The organism is Tepidimonas fonticaldi (assembly GCF_007556755.1).
In the GTDB taxonomy this organism is placed as follows: domain Bacteria; phylum Pseudomonadota; class Gammaproteobacteria; order Burkholderiales; family Burkholderiaceae_C; genus Tepidimonas; species Tepidimonas fonticaldi.
Genome location: NZ_VJOO01000083.1, coordinates 1 through 643 on the forward strand (window position 1 = coordinate 1; position 643 = coordinate 643).

Below are 643 nucleotides of genomic sequence, written 5' to 3' on the forward strand. Positions count from 1 at the left end.
AATGGGACCACGCATGTCGAATGGGATGCGGTGGACTTCATCGCCAAGCTGGCGGCACTGGTCCCGCCACCTCGCGCGCATCTCACCCGCTTCCACGGCGTATTCGCCCCGAATGCAAACCTGCGCGCGCAGCTGACGCCCTCGGGGCGCGGCAAGCGGCCTGCGAGCGATGCAGTGCCGGTGGACGTCAGCGCCCACGACGAACCGCGCAGCCCCGAGCAGAAGCGCCGTGCGATGAGCTGGGCGCAACGGCTCAAGCGGGTCTTTTCCATCGACGTCACCACCTGCGCCCACTGCGGCGGCGCGGTGCGGATCGTCGCCAGCATCGAAGACCCCAAGGCCATTCGCGCCATCCTCGCCCACTTCGAGAAACACGGCGCGCTGGAGCAAGCGCACTACCGGCCCGCAGCGCGCGCCCCGCCGCCCGCCGCGTGATGAGGCGCCGGCCACACAGCCGGCAGCCAAGCCAGAGTCCGATCCAATGCGGCCACGACCCCGCAGGGCTGCGCTCGGCCCTGTGCCGGGATTCGGTGAGAAATGGCTACGCACTGAGCCGCTGCGTGGCCCCGCGATGTCGAAAACCCACGCATGAACCCCCGATCTGTGCCCGATCTGTGCCCAAAGCGGCGCTTGCGCGGCCGCT

1 protein-coding gene is annotated in these 643 nt (G+C 69.7%); it reads left to right on the forward strand.

Going from position 1 to position 643, the window contains the following annotated elements:
• Window positions 1-435, forward strand: a 435-nt coding sequence (locus Tfont_RS14415) for a transposase (protein WP_185974553.1), incomplete at its 5' end; no start/stop codon positions are given.
• Window positions 436-643: the final 208 nt, after the last annotated feature.